We start from the raw sequence: 226 nt of genomic DNA on the forward strand, positions 1-226 counted from the left end.
ATTCATGACTGGGGTGAAGTCGTAACAAGGTAACCGTAGGGGAACCTGCGGTTGGATCACCTCCTTAACCAAACGATAGTGATTGTGCAGTGCTCACACAGATTGTCTGATAAAAGAAGAGACGGGAACGGAATAGGCTTGTAGCTCAGGTGGTTAGAGCGCACCCCTGATAAGGGTGAGGTCGGTGGTTCAAGTCCACTCAGGCCTACCAATTTTTCTGTCCGGT

Annotated in this window: 1 tRNA gene and 1 rRNA gene; both read left to right on the plus strand. The window is 50.0% G+C overall.

Annotated elements, in window-relative coordinates:
- A 16S ribosomal RNA gene (locus tag IQ209_RS18110) occupies nucleotides 1-67 on the plus strand; the annotation flags it as partial.
- Nucleotides 68-134: 67 nt separating this feature from the next.
- Nucleotides 135-211, plus strand: a tRNA-Ile gene (locus IQ209_RS18115).
- The last annotated feature ends 15 nt before the right edge of the window (nucleotides 212-226 follow it).

The sequence above is a fragment of the Xenorhabdus sp. BG5 genome (assembly GCF_015163665.1).
Classification (GTDB): domain Bacteria; phylum Pseudomonadota; class Gammaproteobacteria; order Enterobacterales; family Enterobacteriaceae; genus Xenorhabdus.